The organism is Xanthomonas sp. Leaf148, from assembly GCF_001423585.1.
Classification (GTDB): domain Bacteria; phylum Pseudomonadota; class Gammaproteobacteria; order Xanthomonadales; family Xanthomonadaceae; genus Xanthomonas.
The window spans coordinates 28616-43910 of sequence record NZ_LMOP01000002.1; the positions used below are offsets into that span (position 1 = coordinate 28616).

Annotated in this window: 14 protein-coding genes; 4 read left to right on the forward strand and 10 right to left on the reverse strand. The window is 64.4% G+C overall.

Annotation, left to right across the window (positions count from 1 at the left end; all coding sequences use genetic code 11):
• Positions 1-256: 256 nt before the first annotated feature.
• From ASF90_RS04310 to ASF90_RS04335, 6 genes are all read right to left on the reverse strand, one after another.
• On the reverse strand, positions 257-1300 hold the full coding sequence (locus ASF90_RS04310; RefSeq protein WP_236699199.1) for a C13 family peptidase: 1044 nt from the start codon (positions 1298-1300) through the stop codon (positions 257-259).
• Between the two features lie 506 nt (positions 1301-1806).
• Positions 1807-2505 (reverse strand): acireductone synthase, encoded by a 699-nt coding sequence (gene mtnC / locus ASF90_RS04315; protein ID WP_055846422.1) that lies wholly within the window; start codon positions 2503-2505, stop codon positions 1807-1809.
• Between the two features lie 2 nt (positions 2506-2507).
• Positions 2508-3074 carry an acireductone dioxygenase gene (locus ASF90_RS04320; protein WP_055846425.1) on the reverse strand — a complete coding sequence of 189 codons (567 nt, stop codon included), beginning with the start codon at positions 3072-3074 and terminating at the stop codon, positions 2508-2510.
• 35 nt (positions 3075-3109) lie between these two features.
• A complete protein-coding gene (locus ASF90_RS04325; protein WP_055846428.1) occupies positions 3110-3763 on the reverse strand; it encodes a methylthioribulose 1-phosphate dehydratase in 654 nt (217 codons plus the stop codon).
• A gap of 91 nt (positions 3764-3854) precedes the next feature.
• On the reverse strand, positions 3855-5285 hold the full coding sequence (locus ASF90_RS04330) for an amino acid permease (protein WP_055846430.1): 1431 nt from the start codon (positions 5283-5285) through the stop codon (positions 3855-3857).
• Positions 5286-5358: 73 nt separating this feature from the next.
• Complete coding sequence (locus ASF90_RS04335) at positions 5359-6831, reverse strand: amino acid permease (RefSeq protein WP_055846433.1); 1473 nt, start codon at positions 6829-6831, stop codon at positions 5359-5361.
• 176 nt (positions 6832-7007) lie between these two features.
• On the opposite strand from ASF90_RS04335, the gene ASF90_RS04340 reads away from it, so the two are divergent.
• Positions 7008-7556 carry an NUDIX hydrolase gene (locus tag ASF90_RS04340; protein ID WP_055846435.1) on the forward strand — a complete coding sequence of 183 codons (549 nt, stop codon included), beginning with the start codon at positions 7008-7010 and terminating at the stop codon, positions 7554-7556.
• 455 nt (positions 7557-8011) lie between these two features.
• Here ASF90_RS04340 and serA read toward each other — a convergent pair whose 3' ends face one another.
• Positions 8012-9253 carry a phosphoglycerate dehydrogenase gene (gene serA, locus ASF90_RS04345; RefSeq protein ID WP_055846438.1) on the reverse strand — a complete coding sequence of 414 codons (1242 nt, stop codon included), beginning with the start codon at positions 9251-9253 and terminating at the stop codon, positions 8012-8014.
• A 208-nt stretch (positions 9254-9461) separates the two neighbouring features.
• On the opposite strand from serA, the gene ASF90_RS04350 reads away from it, so the two are divergent.
• From ASF90_RS04350 to ASF90_RS04360, 3 genes are read left to right on the forward strand one after another with little or no spacing between them, the layout of a single operon-like run.
• Complete coding sequence (locus ASF90_RS04350) at positions 9462-10880, forward strand: FAD-binding oxidoreductase (RefSeq protein ID WP_055846440.1); 1419 nt, start codon at positions 9462-9464, stop codon at positions 10878-10880.
• Between the two features lie 34 nt (positions 10881-10914).
• Positions 10915-11208, forward strand: coding sequence for a DUF2388 domain-containing protein (locus ASF90_RS04355; RefSeq protein ID WP_011036997.1), 294 nt, complete (start codon positions 10915-10917; stop codon positions 11206-11208).
• Positions 11205-13091: a DUF4105 domain-containing protein gene (locus tag ASF90_RS04360; protein WP_055846443.1), complete on the forward strand. Its 1887-nt coding sequence runs from the start codon at positions 11205-11207 to the stop codon at positions 13089-13091. Before ASF90_RS04355 ends, ASF90_RS04360 begins: the two co-directional genes overlap by 4 nt.
• 249 nt (positions 13092-13340) lie before the next feature.
• On the opposite strand, the gene ASF90_RS04365 is transcribed toward ASF90_RS04360, so the two are convergent.
• The 3 genes from ASF90_RS04365 to ASF90_RS04375 form a co-directional block, all read right to left on the reverse strand.
• Positions 13341-13721 (reverse strand): hypothetical protein, encoded by a 381-nt coding sequence (locus ASF90_RS04365; protein ID WP_055846446.1) that lies wholly within the window; start codon positions 13719-13721, stop codon positions 13341-13343.
• The gene (gene yeiP / locus ASF90_RS04370; RefSeq protein WP_055846450.1) at positions 13721-14287 is read right to left on the reverse strand and encodes an elongation factor P-like protein YeiP; all 567 of its coding nucleotides are present in this window, start codon (positions 14285-14287) and stop codon (positions 13721-13723) included. The genes ASF90_RS04365 and yeiP overlap by 1 nt, the downstream gene beginning before the upstream one ends.
• Positions 14288-14388: 101 nt before the next feature.
• Complete coding sequence (locus ASF90_RS04375) at positions 14389-15159, reverse strand: SDR family oxidoreductase (RefSeq protein WP_055846453.1); 771 nt, start codon at positions 15157-15159, stop codon at positions 14389-14391.
• Positions 15160-15295 lie beyond the last annotated feature (136 nt).

A 15295-nucleotide genomic window follows, 5' to 3' on the forward strand; every position in this document is an offset into this window, starting at 1 on the left:
GCGTGCAAGGCGGCGAGAGGCGGTGCGGTAACGCCCGTCGCGCCCAAGGACGCTCCTGCGGCATCGCTGGGGGACTCGGTATCGAGCCCCACAAACGCAAACGCCTCCACGAAGGAGGCGTCTTGAGATCCGGGCTGGCAGGCGAAGGCGCGCTGGCGAAGATCGGTGCTGGCTGGCGAGGTGCTGGCTTGCTGCGCGAGTGTAGCGATGCGCAGACATTGCTGGCGAAATGAGAATTAGTCTCAGCGCGTCGGCTTTATCGCGATGATGCGGGTCTCGGGCGAATCGGCGCTTTGCGTCGCGACGCAGTCGATGCCGGCGCAGCCGCTCCCGCCGTATCGGCTGCCGGTTGGGCGTCAGCCTCGCGCTGCGCTTCGGTGTCCATATCGGCGTTGGGCTCGTCCTCCAGCGGCGGATACGGATAGGCAATTGTTGGGCCGAGGTGCAGCCCGGCGCGCCAGCGCGCCAGTACCGGCGCAATGCGCCTGCCCAACGATTGTTGCGGCAATGACGGCAACTCGCCGTCCTGTTTCTCGCGCGCGGTGATCGCGGTCTTGGCAATGTCGAAGGCGGCCAGCGGATCGTCGCTGCGGTTCATCGCATCGATCAGCCAGGCTTGGCCGAAGTAGGTGGCATTGGACGTGTTGCCGCAGCCGAACGATGGCCGATCGGCACGTGCCGCGGTCAGGACTAGCGTGTCCGGCGAGCGCAGCGCCGGAATGAAGCCGCCCGAATAGCAGGCCGACAGCACGATGATGCGATTGTCGATACCGGCATCGTCCAGCGCCTTGCGCAGATCCTGCGGGCTGATGAAGTCTTCTTCGTTCTCATCCACCTGCACATACAACGTGTGGTCTTCGGTACCGTGGGTGGTGACGAACAGCAGTAGCGCATCTTCCTTGCGATCCATGCGTTTGCCGATCGCAGCGAGCGTGTCGTAGAGATTGTCGTAGGTCGCTAGCGGTGCGTACGGCTGCTCGCCCAGATTGTCCGGATTGTTGACCAGCGTGACCACGCGGCCGCGCGCGTCGAAGCGTTGTTCGAACAATTGCTTGAGGTACAGCGTTTCGTTGCGAAACACGTCGTCGCTCGCGTCGCCGGCAAAGCCGACGACATATAGATCGGTGACGCCGCTGCGTTGCGGCTGCACGGCGGCAAGCGCTTTTTTCAGCGCGGCCTGGTCGACCGGGTCCACCTGCGCCGCGTCGTCCGCTGTCTGTGCCGGCAACGCCGCGCCCGCATCGGGATGACAGCCGGCAACCAGCAAGACCACGGCGAGCAGCACCAGCATCCGGCGCATCAACGCGTGCGACGCCAAGCGTGATTGGAGCGATGGGGACAACGCCGATGCCTCGATGATGCGTGGAATGGGAATGTGTGGGGCGGTCGATCGAACGTTGCATCTGGCGACTGCGACTGCCCTCAGACAGATGCGGAGACTGCTCAAGCCGGCAGGAGCGCGGCGCAGGCCAGAACGCATCGTCCAGCCTTGCAAGCCGCTGCGCATCGTCTTCCAACCCGTTGTTGGCGCATGCATCAGCTGGCGAACCAGTTACTCCACTGACGCATGCACGAGCTGCAAGCGGTTGCGCCAAGCCAGCCTGCTTCGGTGGCTTCAACACGTCTGTATTGCTTGCAAGATGCCCTCATGCGACCGCAATCAGTCGTCGTATAAGGGCCAATCCGTCACATGACGCTTCGGTCCAGGTGCCTGTAGGTCCTACGTGCAACGCATCACACACAGCGTTCTTGCAACCTCACCGGCCGCCGCACCGCGACAGCCGATGTCTCAGCGAACCTGCCGGCTCAAAACACCAGCTGCGAAAAACTTTCCACGCGCAGGTGGCTGCCCACGTCCTCGGCCGAGCGCGGCGTGGGATAGTCTTCGCGGCGGTCCAGCAGCGCGGTGCGCATGCCGGTGCGCTTGGCGGCGTCGAGTTCTTCGATCACGTCCGACAAGAACAGGATCTCCGTTGCAGGCTTGCCGATGCGCTCAATAATGCGGCGATAGCTGGCGCTCTCGCGCTTGGGGCCAAGCTCGGTATCGAACCAGTCGGTGATCAAACCACTCAGGTCGCCGGCATCGCTATGCGCGAAGAACAGCTTCTGCGCCGGTACCGAGCCGGACGAATACACGTACAGCGGAATGCCCTGCGCGTGCCAGGCCTGCAGCTGGATCGCCGCATCGGCATAGATGTGCGCGGTGAAGTCGGCGGTCTTGTAGCCGTCGCCCCAGATCAGGCCTTGCAAGGCCTTGAGCGCGGTGTGCTTGCGGTCCTCGTCGATCCAGGTCTGCAGCGTGGTGATCAACACCTCGTCCGGCACGTCTTCGCCGATCTCGTCGGCCACCTGGTTGAGCCAGTGACGCACCTGCGGGTGATTGCCGTGCTCGCGCACGTAGGCGGGCATGGCACGGCGTGCATACGGAAACAGCACGTCCTTGACGAACGAAATGCTGCTGGTCGTACCTTCGATATCGGTGAGGATCGCTTGCGGTCGTGTCATCGTCAGCTGGCCTTGTGAGGTGTCTCGGGGGCGTAGCGGGGGAATTGTTTGGCGATTTCGGTGCCGGTGAAATGTCCGACCCAGCCGTCCGGCTCGGTGAAGAAGCGGATCGCCACAAAATGCGGCTCCGGCCCCATGTCGAACCAGTGCAAGGTGCCATCGGGCACCGCGATCAGGTCGTCCTTGACGCACTCGATCTCGTAGACCTTGGCATCCACGTGCAGCGTGAACAAGCCCGAGCCGGCGACGAAGAAGCGCACCTCGTCTTCCTTGTGGAAGTGTTCGTCCAGAAACTTGGCGCGCATTTCTTCGCGCTTGGGGTTATCCGGCGCGATGCTCACCACGTCCACGGTCTTGAAGCCGCGCTCGCGACTGATGCGGTCGATGTCGGCGCGGTAGGCAGCCATCACCTGCTCGGGCGTGGCGCCGGGTTCGACCGGCTGGCTGGCAGCCCAGCGCTCGAAGGTGACGCCGATCTTGACCAGCTCGGCAGCGATCGCATCGCCATCGCGGCTGTCGAATTCCGGTGTGGTCGGGTTGGTGTCGGCAAAGATACGCAGTCGGCTCATGGCGGTCTGGCTCACGAATGGGGGACGGACAACACTCAGCGCGGGCCGCGCAGTTTCAGCAGTTCGAGTTCGCAATGCAGCAGAAATTCGAACGCTTCCAGATGGCGGCGTGCCTCGGCCATGTTGCGGCCCCAGGCATACAGGCCGTGTCCTTCGATGAGATACCCCCACATGCTCTGTTTGTCCAGCAAGGCCTCGACCTGCGCGGCCAGCACCTGCATGTCCTGGGTGTTGGCGAACACCGGCACGTCCATCGCGGTGTCGTGGGTGGTATTGCCTTCGAACGCCTTGAGCAATTCGTAGCCTTCCAGACGGATCGCGCCGCTGCCTGCATACAGGCGGGACGCAATCGTCTGCACCGGCGAATGCGTATGCAGCACGCAGCCGATCTCCGGGAAGCGGCGATACAGCTGGGTGTGCAGCAAGGTTTCGGCGGATGGACGCAGCGGGCGGCCAACGGCCTGGCCATCGAAGTCCACCACCATGATGTCTTCTTCGACCAGGCGACCCTTGTCGCGGCCGGAGACGGTAATCGCGGCGTGCTGTTCGTCCAGACGATGAGAAAAATTGCTGCTGGTGGCGGGCGTCCAGCCGGCCTGGGCCAGCTCGCGGATGTTGCCGATCAGCAACTGCGCCAGCTCGTGCAAACGGGCGGCGCTATAGGGCAGGGGGGCAGTGGTCGCATTCATACGGCTATTCTACTGCCCCACCAGATTACGGTCAGGTGCAGCGCAGCAGGGTGTTCGACCTGCCACGCCCGGACTCCGCACATGCGCAGGGTCAGCGGCTGTCGCGCAGACGGCTGTGGCGATAGCCGTAGCCGAAATAGACCACCAGCCCGACCAAGGTCCATAGACCCATCAGCATCCAGTTGTGCAAGGTCATTGCCGACAGCAAGGCCAGGCAGCTCAGCACACCGGCGCTGCAGATCAGCCACGCGGCCGGCATGCGGAACGGACGCGGCAGTTCCGGATGCGTGCGGCGCAGGATCAAGACACCGGCGCACACGGCAGCGAAGGCGATCAGCGTGCCCATCGAGGTCAGCTCGCCCAGCACATCCAGCGGGAAGATGGCAGCCAGTAGTGCGATGCCCACACCGGTGATGACGGTATTGATGTGCGGCGTGCGGTACTTGGGATGGATGCGGGTGAAGATCGCCGGCAGCAGGCCGTCGCGCGCGATGATCATGAAGATGCGCGGCTGCCCGATGATCATCACCAGCACCACCGACGACAACCCGATCAGCGCGCCCACTTCCACCACCACCCGCAACCAGGCCAGCTGCGGATGCGCGGCCACCGCCGTCACTACCGGCTCATCGGTGCCCAGCTGGGTGAACGGCACCAGGCCAGTCATCACCGCGGCCATGGCGATGTAGAGCACGGTGCAGATCACCAGCGACAGCATCATGCCGATCGGCAGGTCGCGCTGCGGCCGGTGCGATTCCTGTGCCGCCACCGACACCGCCTCGAAACCGATATAGGCGAAGAACACCATCGCGGCGCCGCGCAGCACGCCCTCCATGCCGTACTTGCCCGGTGCTTCGTTGGCGGGGATGAAGGGATGCCAGTTGGCCGGGTCCACGTATTTCCAGCCCGCCGCGATGACCAAAATGATCAGCCCGGTCTTGAGGATCACCATCGCCATGTTCATCGCCGACGATTTGCGGATGCCGACATAGCACAGCCAAGTCAGCAACAAGACGATGCCGGCGGCCGGCAGATTGGCGATTGCGCCGGTGCGTTGCAGCTTGCCGTCCAGCGGTGCGCTGACCAGGGAGGCCGGTAAATGGATGCCGAAGTGTTCCAGCAGGCTGAGGAAATAGCCGGTCCAGCTGACCGCCACCGCCGAGGCGGAGACGCCGTATTCCAGCACCAGCATCCAGCCGATGAACCAGGCCGCCAGCTCGCCGAAGGTGGCGTAGGTATAGGTGTAGGCGCTGCCGGACACCGGCACCATGGCCGCAAATTCGGCGTAGGCCATGGCGCAGAACGCGCAGCAGATCGCCGCGAGCACGAACGACAGCACGATCGCCGGGCCGGCATGGTCGGCCGCGGCCTGACCGGTGATCACGAAGATGCCGCCGCCGATCACCGCGCCGATGCCCAGGGCTGTCAGCCCCCAGGGACCGAGCGCGCGTTGAAGGCCCAGCCCGTCGGCCGCCTCATGGCTGGCATGCGGGTGTTTGGTGGCCCAAAGTTGTTTGAACATGGAGCGGTTCCGGCTTGGCGCTGCGCGCGATCGTTGAACGAGAAGACCGGCGCGAACGCCGGTCTTGAGAGGGTCAGGCCTTGCGGGCCAGACGGCTATGGTGGATGCCATAGCCGAAATAGATGAACAGGCCGATCACGGTCCAGCCCACAAACACCTTCCAGTGCTCCTGGAAGGCCTGGAAGAACAGGGCCAGGCACGCAAGCGTACCCAACGGGCAAATTATCATCGCCAGCGGTACCCGGAACGGACGCTCCAGCTCGGGCTTGGTGAAGCGCAGCACCATCACGCCGGCGCATACGGTGGCGAAGGCGAGCAGGGTGCCCATGGACACCAGTTCGCCCAGCACGCTGAGCGGGATCAACCCGGCTAGTGATGCGGCGACCACGCCGACGATCACGGTGCCGACATACGGCGTATGGAACTTCGGATGCACCTTGCCGAACAGCTTGGGCATCAGTCCATCTTTGGCCATGGTGTAGAAGATGCGCGGCTGCGCCATCAGCATCACCAGCACCACCGAGGACAGGCCGGCGATCGCGCCGATCTCCACCGCGGTCTTGAGCCAGCTCAATTGCGGGTGCGCTTCCAGCGCGGTGGCCACCGGCTTGGCGGTGCCGAGCTGGGTATAGGGCATCAAACCTGTCAGCACTGCGCAGACGATGATGTAGATGATGGTGCACACCGCCAGCGAGCCTAAGATACCGATCGGCATGTTGCGTTGCGGATCCTTGGTTTCACCGGCCGAGGTCGATACCGCATCGAAGCCAATGTAGGCAAAGAACACGATCGAGGCAGCGCGGAACACGCCGCTCCAGCCAAATACGCCGGGCGCAGTATTTTCGGGAATGAAGGGATGCCAGTTAGCCGGGTCGACATATGCCGCGCCGAAGCCGACAAACAGGCAGATCACTGCGATCTTGATCGCAACGACAATCGCGTTGATGAAGGCTGACTGGGTAATGCCGACGTAGCACAACCCACTCACAGCAGCCACGATGAGCACGGCAGGCAGATTGAGGATGTTGCCAGAGGCCACGAACTTGCCATTGATCCAGGCAAGCGGGGCGTTGGTCAGCTCTGTCGGGAATGGAAGACCCAGCGTCCCGGTGATGAAGCTGATCAGATAGGCAGACCATGCCACCGCGACGCTTGACCCTGCAAACAGATACTCCAATACCAGGCACCAGCCAATGAACCAGGCGACGCCTTCGCCAAGCGTGGCGTACGAGTAGGAGTACGCGCTGCCGGAGACCGGCATCATCGCCGCGAATTCGGCGTAGCACAGGCCAGCAAACGTACAGGCGATGCCCGCGAAGACGAACGACAGCATCACCGCTGGCCCAGCATGGCTGGCAGCCGCCTGGCCGGTCATCACAAAGATACCGGCGCCGATCACTGCGCCGATGCCGAGCATGATCAGGTGCTTGGCGGTGAGGGTCCGTTGTAGCGTCGCTTCGCCCTGCAGGCCGCCTTCGACCGGTTCGCCCGCATCCACATGTCCAGCGGGCTCGATCGGTTTGACCCTCAACAGAGACTTCAGCATTCGGTACATCCCTAAGTGGCAGAACGAAGGCGCGCGCGCCTGGGCGAAGGTGTGCGCCGCATCCCAATGGGACAGGCAAGCGGCCTACCTTGCCAAAGCTACACGCTCACGACAAGCGCGTACGCAGCATGAATGGCGATAATGGTCGCTGATCCATGCGCAACCGAGAACGACCGATGGTGGATGCAACCCTGCGGCAGCGACTGGCTGCCTACCGCGCACGTTGGCCGGACGAGGCCGAGGTGACCGACCAGTTCGTGCAGCTGCTGGACGATGCCACCGATCCGTTCTTGCGCGAGCGTGTCGAAGGTCATTTCACCGGCTCGGCCTGGGTGGTCAGCGCCGATGGCAGCCGCACGCTGCTGACCCACCACCGCAAGTTGCAGCGCTGGTTGCAGCTGGGCGGCCACGCCGACGGCGACCGCGATCTGGCGCAGGTGGCGTTGCGCGAAGCCGAAGAAGAATCCGGTCTGACCGGTTTGCGGCTGGCAGATGCCGAGCTGTTCGACCTGGACCGCCACTGGATCCCCGCGCGCGGCGAGGTGGCGGGGCACTGGCATTTCGACGCGCGTTACGTGGTGGTCGCAGGCGCGGACGAAGCGTTCGAAGTCAGCGAAGAATCGCTGGCCCTGGCGTGGCGCCCGATTGCCGAGCTGCTCGCCGAGCCAGAGCTGGATCCGTCGATGCGGCGCATGGCCGAGAAGTGGGTGGCCCGAGGCGTGTGACGGGTGCTCAGGGAGTGTGCCCTCATCCGCCCTGCGGGCACCTTCTCCCGCAGGCGGGAGAAGGGATCAAGCGCGGGAGAAGGGATCAAGCGCGGGAGAAGGGATCAAGCGCGGGAGAAGGGATCAAGCGCGGGAGAAGGGATCAAGCGCGGGAGAAGGGATCAAGCGCGGGAGAAGGGATCAAGCGCGGGAGAAGGGATCAAGCGCGGGAGAAGGGATCAAGCGCGGGAGAAGGGATCAAGCGCGGGAGAAGGGATCAAGCGCGGGAGAAGGGATCAGGTGGGAGAAGAGAGCCTGCGGCAGAAGGGATCAAGCGCGGGAGAAGGCAGCAAGCGAGAGAAGGCAGCAAGCGGGAGAAGGGGGTAGGTGGAGAAGGATGACCTGCACTCCCTTCTCCCGCTTGCGGGAGAAGGTGGCGCAAAGCGCCGGATGAGGGCCGCTCCTGTACCAACCGATCAATACAAAATCCGCGTCCGCAATGTCCCTTCGATCAAGGCCAGGCCTTCCTTCAGCGCGGTGGCCTGCGCCTCGCTGGCGCTGACGTCGATCACCACGTAGCCGACCTTGGCATCGGTACGCAGGAACTGGCCGTCGATGTTGACGTTGTGGCGCGAGAACAGCTCGTTGATCTTGGAAAGCACGCCCGGCACGTTGCGGTGGATGTGCAGCAGTCGCAGGCTGTCGGGGTGCTCGGGCAGCGTCACTTCCGGGAAATTAACCGCCGACAAGGTGCTGCCGTTATCGCTGTAGCGCACCAGCTTGGCGGCCACTTCGATGCCGATATTGTCCTGCGCTTCCAGCGTGCTGCCGCCCACATGCGGGGTCAGGATCACGTTGTCGTGCGCGATCAACGGCGATTCGAATGCATCGCCGTTGCCCTTGGGCTCGACCGGGAACACGTCCACCGCCGCGCCGCCGATCTGGCCGGAGGTAAGTGCCGCATCCAGCGCGTCGATATCGATCACGGTGCCGCGCGAGGCGTTGATGAGATGCGCGCCAGGCTTCATGCGAGCGATTTCTGCCGCGCCGATCATGTCCTTGGTGGATGGCGTCTCCGGCACATGCAGCGTCACCACGTCCGAGCGCGCCAGCAGGTCGTCCAGGTCGATCGCCGCACGGGCGTTACCCAGCGACAGCTTGGTTTCGATGTCGTGGAAGATCACCTGCATCCCTAAGGACTCGGCCAGCACGCCAACCTGGGTGCCGATGTGCCCGTAGCCGACGATGCCCAACACCTTGCCGCGCGTTTCGTGGCTGCCAGCAGCCGATTTGGACCAGCCGCCGCGATGGCATTCGGCATTTTTTTGCGGGATGCCGCGCAACAGCAGGATCGCCTCAGCGATCACCAGCTCGGCCACGCTGCGGGTGTTGGAGTAGGGCGCGTTGAACACCGGAATGCCGGCCAGCTCGGCCGCATCCAGGTCGACCTGATTGGTGCCTATACAGAAGCAGCCCACCGCCATCAGCCGCTTGGCATGCGCCAGCACCTCGGCGCTCAACTGCGTACGCGAGCGGATGCCCACGATGTGCGCGTCGGCAATGCGCGCGATGAGCTCGTCTTCGGGCAACGACTTGGCGTGCAATTCGATCTGCGAATAACCGGCGGCGCGGAACACATCCACGGCGGTCGGGCTGATGCCTTCCAGCAACAGGACGCGGATGTCCTGCTTGGGAAACGAGGTTCTCTTCGGCGACATGGGGGAGCGCATTGCAGCAATCGGGTCGGCAACTATGCCAGATGAGGTGCCGGATTGGGCGCTCGCCATGCATGGGTTGCACGCGGCAATCCCTTGCGCTGCAACGGTTTCAGCTGAATCCAACGCAGCGCAAGCGCACCACGGCGCAACTGGACGAGGCCGGCGCGCACTGGCACGCTGTGCGGTTCCTACTGCCGCGCCGTGCCCCATGACCGATCCCCGCATTCTTTCGTTGCAACAGGCCGTGCCGGCATTGCGTTTGAAGACCGAGCCGGCCGACCTGGAGCATTACGGCCGCGACTGGACCCGGCGCTGGACGCCCAACCCGCTGGCCATTGCACTGCCAGGCTCGGTCGAAGAAGTGCAGGCCGTGGTGCAATGGGCGAATGCGCAAGGCGTGGCGGTGGTGCCATCGGGCGGCCGTACCGGGTTGTCCGGTGGCGCGGTGGCCGCCAACGGCGAGCTGGTGCTCAGCCTGGAACGCTTGAACAAGCCGCTGGACTTCAACGCGGTGGATCGCACGCTCACCGTGCAGGCCGGCATGCCGCTGGAAGCGGTGCACAACGCCGCGCGCGATCATGGTCTGGTGTACCCGGTGGATTTCGCCGCACGCGGGTCCTGCTCGATCGGCGGCAACATCGCCACCAATGCCGGTGGCATTCGCGTGATCCGCTATGGCAACACGCGCGAATGGGTGGCCGGTTTGAAAGTGGTCACCGGTGGCGGCGAGTTGCTCGAGCTCAACAATGCGTTGGTGAAAAATTCCAGCGGCTACGATTTCCGTCATCTGATGATCGGTTCCGAAGGCACGCTCGGCATCGTGGTCGAAGCGACGCTGCGGCTGACCGACCCGCCGCCGCCGAGCAATGTGATGCTGCTGGCACTGCCCTCGTTCGAGGTATTGATGCAGGTGTTTGCCGCGTTTCGCGCGCAGCTGCGTCTGGAAGCGTTCGAGTTCTTCACCGACCGCGCGCTGGAGCACGTGCTCGCGCACGGCGCGCAGGCACCGTTTGCCGAGGTCCACCCGTATTACGTGGTCACCGAGTTCGCGGCCGGCGATGCAGCGCAGGAAGCTGCCGCGATGGCTGCGTTTGAAACCTGCATGGAGCAGGGCTGGGTCAGCGACGGGGTGATCAGCCAGAGCGATGCGCAGGCCGCGCAACTGTGGCGGCTGCGCGAGGGCATCACCGAAGCGGTGGCGCGCTATACGCCGTACAAGAACGACGTGTCGGTGCGCATCTCGGCAATGCCGGCGTTTCTGGCCGAAACCCAGACATTGCTTGGCGAGGCGTATCCGCACTTCGATGTGGTGTGGTTCGGTCATATCGGTGACGGCAACCTGCATATCAACGTGCTCAAGCCCGACGACACCAGCCAAGCTGATTTTGTGACGGCCTGCGAGCAGGTCACCAAGGTGCTGGCGCACGCGTTGCAGCGCTTTGGCGGCAGCATTTCCGCCGAACACGGCATTGGCCTGGTCAAGAAGCCGTACCTGTGGAGCACGCACTCTGCCGCAGAAATCGCGCTGATGCGTGGCGTCAAACATGTGCTGGATCCTCAGCTTTTGCTGAATCCCGGCAAGCTGTTCGACATGGACAACGTGCCCGGCGCGACGCCTGCCGGGTAGTCTCTTCATTACCTCACATGGAATCGACACGCCGATGATGCGCTCTCTGGTGTTTTGTGCTTTGACCCTGCTGCCGCTGGCAGCCGCCGCATCCAGTCTTGCGGGTACTTCGGCCGGTGCATCGTCCGCCGGTTCGTCCAACAGCAGCAGTTCCGGCGACGACAAGGTGGTTGCCGACGCACGCGAAGATGCGGCCGGCTTTGTCGCCAGCGATGGCGCCATTCGCGGCGCGCGTCTGGAAGCGGCGTTGCTGCAATTGCGCAGTCGCAGCGATGCGGCGCGTGTGTCCAGCGATCTGGAACTGGCTCAGTCCATCCTGGCGCAGTGAATCGTCGCCGCCGGTGCGCATGGCTGTGGCTGGCCGCAGCGATCGCACCGGCGGCGCAAGCGCAATCGCAGCTTTCGCCTCAGCTGCAGGTGACGGTTGTCGCATCGGAGTTGACTCCGTCAGAGCGCGCTGCCAGCCAGGCGCTGGTGCAGCAAGTCTTACAGCGCTTGCCGCCGGGCTGGGTAGCGCGCGATGCGGCGCCCATTCAATTGCAGTGGCGCCGCGATCTGCCGGCGCAGGTGCACGGCCGCGCGATCGGCAATCGCATCCTGCTCGATCATGCGTTGTTGCAAGCCTGGAGCGTGCAATCCGCCAGCGCACGCTCCGACATCGGCGCGCCAGCCACGCGGGCGGCGATGGCAGCGGTGGTGCACGAACTGGCGCATGTGCGCGACCGTGGCACCGGCAGCAGCTTGTCGCGCGACCCACGCCTGCGCGATCTTGCCGGCTGGCAGGTGCGTCCCTGGCGGGTCGGACGCGGCGTAAACCGTTTCAGCGACCGTAGTCCCGATGCGTACGAGCGACATAGCCCGGCCGAATTTGTTGCGGTCAATCTCGAGCATTACGTGCTGGATGCGGACTACGCCTGCCGCCGTCCCGCGCTGGCGGCATGGTTTTCCGAGCGGCTAGGGCCGCTGCAGGAGGCGGCAGCATGCGCGCCGACCTTGCCGTATCTGCAGGCCGACAACGATGCCGGTGCGATGTCGTTGCTGACGCTGGATCCATCGCGGGTCTATGCGGTGGACTATCTGCTTGCCGAAGGCAACGAGCAGCCGATGAGTCGCTGGGGCCACAGCATGTTGCGCTTGGTGATCTGCGCGCCCGGTCGCGTGCAAGGGCCGGCGTGCCGGCTGGATCTGCAGTATCACCGCGTGCTGTCGTTTCGGGCATTCGTTGGCGATGTGCAGATCTCCAGCTGGCGCGGGCTGACCGGCTCGTATCCGTCGCGGCTGTTCGTGCTGCCGTTGAACCAGGTTATCGACGAATACACCAAGGTGGAACTGCGTGCCCTGTCGTCGGTGCCGCTGGCGCTGAGCCCGGATGAGATCGCTGCTTTGCTCACGCGCGCCGCGCAGGTGCACTGGAGCTACGACGGGCGCTATTACTTCATCAGCAACAACTGCGCGGTGGAAACCTACAAGTTGTTGCACGACGGGGTGCCGCGTCTGGCCGCAGCCGGCCTGTCATCGATCACTCCGCGTGGCGTGCGCCAGCGCCTGCAGCGTGCCGGCCTTGCCGATCTGCGCGTGCTGGACGACCGCGCGCAGGCCACACGTCAGGGCTATTACTTCGAATCGGCGGCCGCGCATTATCAGGCCATGTTCGATGTGCTTCGACGCGGTATCCCGGTGCCGCAGACGAGTGTGGCCCAATGGCTGGATGCCGCGCCTGGTGCACGCGCGCAGTGGTTCGAGCGCGGTGGCCTGCGCGAAACCGCAGCCGCATTGCTGCTGGAACAAGCCGCGTTACGGCGGCAGGAACTGGTGGCGCGCGATGCGCTCAAGCGCCTGTTGCGGCCCGGCATTGCCGAGCGTGCAGCAGTGCAGGAGCAGCTGCAGAGCCTATTCGCCCGGCAGGCGCAGCTCAGTCACCCGGCGGCGCTTCTCGATGACTCCGGTTTCGATGGCCCCGGCTACGGACTGCCGCAGGCGGACGAGCAACAACGGGTGAGCGCGCAGGTCGCCCAGGCGAGCAGCGGCTTGGCCGATGGCTGGAAGCAATTGCAGGCCTTGGGCCGACAACAGTTGCCAGCCGAGTTGCGCGACGGTCTGGAGCAGGGTGAGGCGAACGTGGAAAGACTGCGTGCACGACTGCGGGTGCTTGCACAGCCGGTGCAGGCAGCTGCGGCCGTGCCGGTGCAGCAGGCGCTTGGCGAGCAATAACGGTGGCGTCTGCATCGGTTGGTGATGGCGCTGCAGACGTTGTGCAAGTGCAGCCGAGAACCGGACGGGCGTGCGACTAGGTGGCGCTTCTAGACAGAGCGAGCTATTCGTTGCCGACGACCGCGCGCACGTAGCGTTTCCGCGCAAACACCAGCGAGAAATGCGCGCTATTAAGCATGTTTCAGCATGGAAGAGCGGCTTGCTGCCATCGAGTGCGCAGCAAACCGGTACATCTCTCGCACGCACTGCTCAAGTTGCCGGCTGCAACTCCGCCTGGGTGGCGTATTGCCGCAACCACTGGCTCACCTGCGCATCGTTGCGGTACCGCTGCATCAGCTTGGCAAGGCGTGCCGGTGCCGGTGTGCAGAACTGCGCAATCGCCACTTCGATTTCGTGGCGACGGTCGGCGTCGTAGGGCTCTTCACCGGCGAAGTGTTCGCAGGTGTCGTAGTCCTCCACCAGCTTGCGCACATCCTCCGGCATGCCGCACAGGCCTGCCGGATGTTGCAGCCATTCTTCTTCCACCTTGGGATCGGTGCAGGCGACCGCAGCGGAGGCCGGCGCAGGGGCCGGTTCCGTGGTGCAGGCAGCCAGCAGCCCCAACGTCAGGGCAACGGCCAGGCGACGCATCAGTCGGCGCGGCCGGCAAATTCGCCGGTGGTGGTGTTGACCAGCACGCGCTCACCGTTGGTGATGTACTCGGGCACCATGATTTCCATGCCGGTGTTGAGCTTGGCCGGTTTGGGACGCTTGGTGGCGGTGCCGCCCTTGAGCTCCGGGGGCGTCTCGATCACTTCCAGCGTCACCGTCTGCGGCAGCTGCACCGCCACCGGCTGGTCGTCGATCACCTGCACATAGATGCCAGTCAAACCATCGGTGATGTAGCCGGCGTCGGTGCCGATCACATCGGCGTCCAGCGTGTAGGGCGTGAAGTCTTCGTCGTCCATGAACACGAACGCTTCGCCATCCTTGTACGAAAACGTGGACAGGCGACGCAGCAGTTCCACTTCGGGCAGATTGTCGTCGGCATCGAAACTGGCATCGGTTTTTATGCCGCCCGGCACGCTGTACATGATGAAGCGGAAGCGCACGTTGCCGCCGCGCCCCTGCGGCGAGCTGCGCTCGATGTCGCGAATCTGGTAAATGCCGCCGTTGTATTCGACGACGTTGCCTTTCTTGATGTCGTTAGCTTTCATGGGAATCGTGAGTAGGGAATGGGGAATCGGAAAAGCTGGTAGCGGGGTGCTGAGAGTAGGGCGCCGTTGCGATTCCCCATTCTCGATTCCCCATTCCCGGCCTACTTGGGCGCCAACCGCACGCCGCCGTCCAGGCGAATCGTTTCGCCGTTGAGGTAGCGGTTGCGCAGGATGAAGGCGACGGTGTCGGCGTATTCGTCGGGTTGACCCAGGCGCGACGGGAACGGGATGGAGGCGGACAGCGATTGCTGCACGGCCTCGGGCATGCCGTCGACCATCGGGGTCCAGAACACGCCCGGTGCAATCGTCATCACGCGGATGCCGAAGCGCGCCAGTTCGCGCGCCATCGGCAGGGTCATGCTGACCACGCCGCCCTTGCTGGCGGCATAGGCCGCCTGGCCGATCTGACCTTCATAAGCGGCCACCGAGGCGGTGTTGATGATCACCCCGCGCTCGCCATCGTCGCCGGCAGCGTTGTGCTGCATCACATCGGCCGCGGCCTTGGCGACATTGAAGCTGCCGACCAGGTTGACCAGCACGGTGGTGCGGAAGGTCGCCAGCGGCATCGGCGCCTCCTTGCCCAGCACACGGCCGGCGCCGAGGATGCCGGCGCAATTCAGCGCAAGATTCAGCCCGCCTAGCGCTTGCGCGGCCTGCGCGATATTGGCGGCAACCTGCGCCTCATCCGTGACATCGGTGGCGAAGTAATACGCGTTGCCGGCACCCAGCAAGGCCAGCGCTGCATCGGCCTTGTCGGCATTGACGTCGAACAACGCGACCTTGCCGCCGTCGGCCACGATGCGCTGCGCCACTGCCAGGCCCAGGCCGGACACGCCACCGGTGATGACGGCAAGAACAGAGGATGACTGCATGCGGTGGTTCCCTGGTAGAGACAAGCATGGCGGCGGATGCCGGCACGCGAACGGTGGACGAGGCGGCCGGCAATTCTAGCCGAAGCTTTTGCGTGATCGCGCCGGTGGACGCTGCCGCTGCAACGGCAGCAGCGCG

What these genes read in the sequence shown, in the direction of transcription:
- mtnC (WP_055846422.1), bottom strand. Translation starts at nt 2,505, where the DNA reads ATGACACGACCGCAAGCGATCCTCACCGATATCGAAGGTACGACCAGC.
- ASF90_RS04335 (WP_055846433.1), bottom strand. Translation starts at nt 6,831, where the DNA reads ATGCTGAAGTCTCTGTTGAGGGTCAAACCGATCGAGCCCGCTGGACAT.
- yeiP (WP_055846450.1), bottom strand. Translation starts at nt 14,287, where the DNA reads ATGAAAGCTAACGACATCAAGAAAGGCAACGTCGTCGAATACAACGGC.
- ASF90_RS04330 (WP_055846430.1), bottom strand. Translation starts at nt 5,285, where the DNA reads ATGTTCAAACAACTTTGGGCCACCAAACACCCGCATGCCAGCCATGAG.
- ASF90_RS04355 (WP_011036997.1), top strand. Translation starts at nt 10,915, where the DNA reads ATGATGCGCTCTCTGGTGTTTTGTGCTTTGACCCTGCTGCCGCTGGCA.
- ASF90_RS04375 (WP_055846453.1), bottom strand. Translation starts at nt 15,159, where the DNA reads ATGCAGTCATCCTCTGTTCTTGCCGTCATCACCGGTGGCGTGTCCGGC.
- serA (WP_055846438.1), bottom strand. Translation starts at nt 9,253, where the DNA reads ATGTCGCCGAAGAGAACCTCGTTTCCCAAGCAGGACATCCGCGTCCTG.
- ASF90_RS04320 (WP_055846425.1), bottom strand. Translation starts at nt 3,074, where the DNA reads ATGAGCCGACTGCGTATCTTTGCCGACACCAACCCGACCACACCGGAA.
- ASF90_RS04325 (WP_055846428.1), bottom strand. Translation starts at nt 3,763, where the DNA reads ATGAATGCGACCACTGCCCCCCTGCCCTATAGCGCCGCCCGTTTGCAC.
- ASF90_RS04365 (WP_055846446.1), bottom strand. Translation starts at nt 13,721, where the DNA reads ATGCGTCGCCTGGCCGTTGCCCTGACGTTGGGGCTGCTGGCTGCCTGC.
- ASF90_RS04340 (WP_055846435.1), top strand. Translation starts at nt 7,008, where the DNA reads ATGGTGGATGCAACCCTGCGGCAGCGACTGGCTGCCTACCGCGCACGT.
- ASF90_RS04310 (WP_236699199.1), bottom strand. Translation starts at nt 1,300, where the DNA reads ATGCGCCGGATGCTGGTGCTGCTCGCCGTGGTCTTGCTGGTTGCCGGC.
- ASF90_RS04350 (WP_055846440.1), top strand. Translation starts at nt 9,462, where the DNA reads ATGACCGATCCCCGCATTCTTTCGTTGCAACAGGCCGTGCCGGCATTG.